This window comes from Frankia sp. CeRuru1 (assembly GCF_977966315.1).
In genome coordinates this window covers 1-2,833 of the sequence record NZ_CDWWEW010000511.1, presented here as the reverse complement: position 1 = coordinate 2,833, position 2,833 = coordinate 1, and the positions used below count along the sequence as shown (strand labels likewise).

Sequence of the window (2,833 nt, the reverse complement as noted above, 5' to 3'; positions counted from 1 at the left end):
AGCGGCTGTGGTCGGCCGAGGAGACAGCCGAGTATCTCGGCGTTCCGGTCTCGACGCTGTACCAGTGGCGGCATCGGGGCATCGGCCCTTCCTGCTACCGCGTCGGCCGGTGGCTGCGCTACGACCCGACCAATATCCGGCAGTGGCTCGACACCCAGAAAGCGGCGTGAGATGGCGAGTGTGAAGAAACGTCCCGATGGAAAATGGCGGGCCCGGTACCGCGACCCGTCCGGCAAGGAGCACGCCCGGCACTTCGACCGGAAGGTCGACGCGGAACGCTGGCTTGCCGGCGTCGAGACGGCGAAAACTCGCGGCGAATGGGTCGACCCGGCCCGCGGCCCGGATCACCGTGGAGGACTGGTCGCAACGGTGGACGGGCACCCTCGGCCAACTGAAGCAGACCACCCGCGCCCGGTACGCCGGTCTCCTCCGCCGTCAGGTGCTCCCGCGCTGGGGCCGCACGCCGCTGTCCGCCGTCTCGCACGCGGACGTGGCCACCTGGATCACCGAACTTTCGGCAGACGGCCTGTCGCCGTCCTCCGTCCGGCAGGCCTACCGGGTGCTGTCGCTGATGCTCGACCTGGCGGTGAAGGACAACCGGATCGTCCGCAATCCGGCAAAGGGAGTGCGGCTCCCACCGGCGCGGATCCCGGACAAGCTCTTCCTCGACCACAGCCAGGTCAAGGCGATGGCCACGGCCTGCGGCGAGACGGACGGGCTGGTGATCTACACCCTGGCGTACACCGGCCTGCCCTGGGGCGAACTCGCCGCGCTGCGCGTCCGGCGGGTCAACCTGCTGCGCCGTCGTCTGGAGGTCGCCGAGTCGGTGACGGAGGTCGAAGGGCATCTCGTCTTCGACACCCCCAAGAGCCACCAGCGCCGCAGCGTCCCCATCCCCCGCTTCCTTGCCAACGCGCTCGCCGGACACCTCGCCGGCAAAGGGCCTGACGATCTCGTCTTCACAGCACGCGGCGGCGGGGTGCTGCGCAACAACAACTTCCGCCGGGACGTCTTCGACCAGGCGGCGATCGACGCGAGTCTTCCCGGGCTCACCCCGCACGAGCTGCGGCACACCGCGGCGTCGCTGGCGGTCGCGGCCGGCGCGAACGTCAAGGCCGTACAGCGGATGCTCGGCCACGCCTCGGCGGCCATGACCCTCGACGTCTACGCCGGGCTGTTCGCGGACGACCTCGACGCGCTCGCGGACCGCCTCGACCAGGCCGCCGGAGCGGCCCAGCCCCACGGAAACCCCACGCTTACGTCCGCCAGCAACGCGGACGGCCTGCGGACACCTGCGGACTCAGTGCGGACCAGCCGTGATCGAAAGGCCACCAGGGCGCGCCGCGGGCCGGCGAAAAAGCCTGCCTGACCTGGGATGATGCGGATGTGGGGCGGGTGGGGCTCGAACCCACGACCGACGGATTAGCATTTACGTGTTTTCGATATTCGCCGACCCCTTCCAAAACCTGTCATGACCTGCACCTCCAGCCGTTCCGGCAGACGATGAATGGTCGACTCTCAGCGTTTTTGATCAGCCAAAGTACGGGATTTGTACGGGATGATCAAGCTATGCTTACGACCGTTCTCCGACATCCTGACGATGTGGACGGTGGGGCATGGCGCGTCCGGCGATGGACCTCGGCACCGGCGGGAAGATCTTTTTCAGCACGACAACGAATGGCGTCCGCGCACGCTGCTTCTACCGCGATCATGACGGCGTCCGTCGCGAGGTGGAACGTAGCGGCACCTCCAAAGCCGCCGCGGAACAGGCGTTGCGGCGTGCTCTGCGTGACCGCGTACGGGTCGCCATCGGGGACGGCGACATCACCGGGGACACCGCGGTGAAGGTCCTCGGGGAGGCATGGTTCGTCGCCATGGGTAAGCGGGACCTATCCCCCAACACGATCTCGGCCTACCGCGGCACGCTGGATCGGCACGTGTACCCGGCCCTCGGTGAGGTGAAGGTCCGTCAGCTCACGGTCGGGCTCGTGGACCGCTTCCTGGCGGCGGTCACGGACAAGAGCGGCCCCGGCACGGCGAAGATGGCCCGCGCGGTGATGTCGGGCATGTGCGCCATGGCGGCCCGTGTGGACGCTCTGGACCGCAACCTGGTCCGCGACGCGGGCCCGATCGCCCGGATCACCCCGAAGCCGGCACCGCGGTCACTGAGCCTCGCACAGCTCCGGCAGTTGCGGGCGCTGCTGACCTATGACGAGCGGGCCCGGCGCCGTGACATCCCGGACCTGGTCGACGCGCTGATGGCGTCGGGCGCGCGGATCGGGGAGATCTGCGGCCTGGTCTGGAACGCGGTCGACCTGGACGCGGGCACCATCGAGATCCGGTCCACGGTTGTGCGGGTGCCGGGGCAGGGTCTGATCAACAAGCCTCGCCCGAAGTCCAAGGCGGGACACCGGCTGCTCCTGATTCCGGGGTGGGCGGTGGGGATGCTGCGCGCCCGGCACGCGGGACAGGCCCCGTCGGACATCGTGTTCCCGGCGCCGAAGGGTGGCCTACGGGACCCGAGCAACACGCAGGCCGACATCCGCGACGCGGTCACGGACGCCGGATTCCCCGGACTGACCTCTCACCTGTTCGGACGAAAGTCTGTCGCGACCTTGTTGGACGAGGACGGGCACTCACCCCGCCAGATCGCCGATGTCCTCGGTCACCAGAACCCATCGCTGACGCTGAGCACCTACCTCGGCCGCAAGGTCTCGAATCCGGGGGCCGCGGAGACCCTCACCGCGTTGGCGTTCTGACCCGCCGCGTTCAGGAATCCGTGTCGAGGGCGGATAGTGTCTCGCGCACGGCCACAGTGTCCGGGTGGTCTTCA

Annotated in this window: 3 protein-coding genes and 1 pseudogene; all 4 read left to right on the top strand. The window is 68.8% G+C overall.

Going from position 1 to position 2,833, the window contains the following annotated elements:
- Nucleotides 1–5: 5 nt before the first annotated feature.
- Nucleotides 6–170: a helix-turn-helix domain-containing protein gene (locus AC08OP_RS23610; RefSeq protein ID WP_476616178.1), complete on the top strand. Its 165-nt coding sequence runs from the start codon at nt 6–8 to the stop codon at nt 168–170.
- A gap of 1 nt (nt 171) precedes the next feature.
- Nucleotides 172–288: pseudogene (locus tag AC08OP_RS23605) on the top strand (site-specific integrase); the annotation flags it as partial.
- A gap of 61 nt (nt 289–349) precedes the next feature.
- On the top strand, nt 350–1,369 hold the full coding sequence (locus tag AC08OP_RS23600) for a tyrosine-type recombinase/integrase (RefSeq protein WP_476616177.1): 1,020 nt from the start codon (nt 350–352) through the stop codon (nt 1,367–1,369).
- Between the two features lie 247 nt (nt 1,370–1,616).
- The gene (locus tag AC08OP_RS23595) at nt 1,617–2,759 is read left to right on the top strand and encodes a site-specific integrase (RefSeq protein WP_476616176.1); all 1,143 of its coding nucleotides are present in this window, start codon (nt 1,617–1,619) and stop codon (nt 2,757–2,759) included.
- Nucleotides 2,760–2,833: the final 74 nt, after the last annotated feature.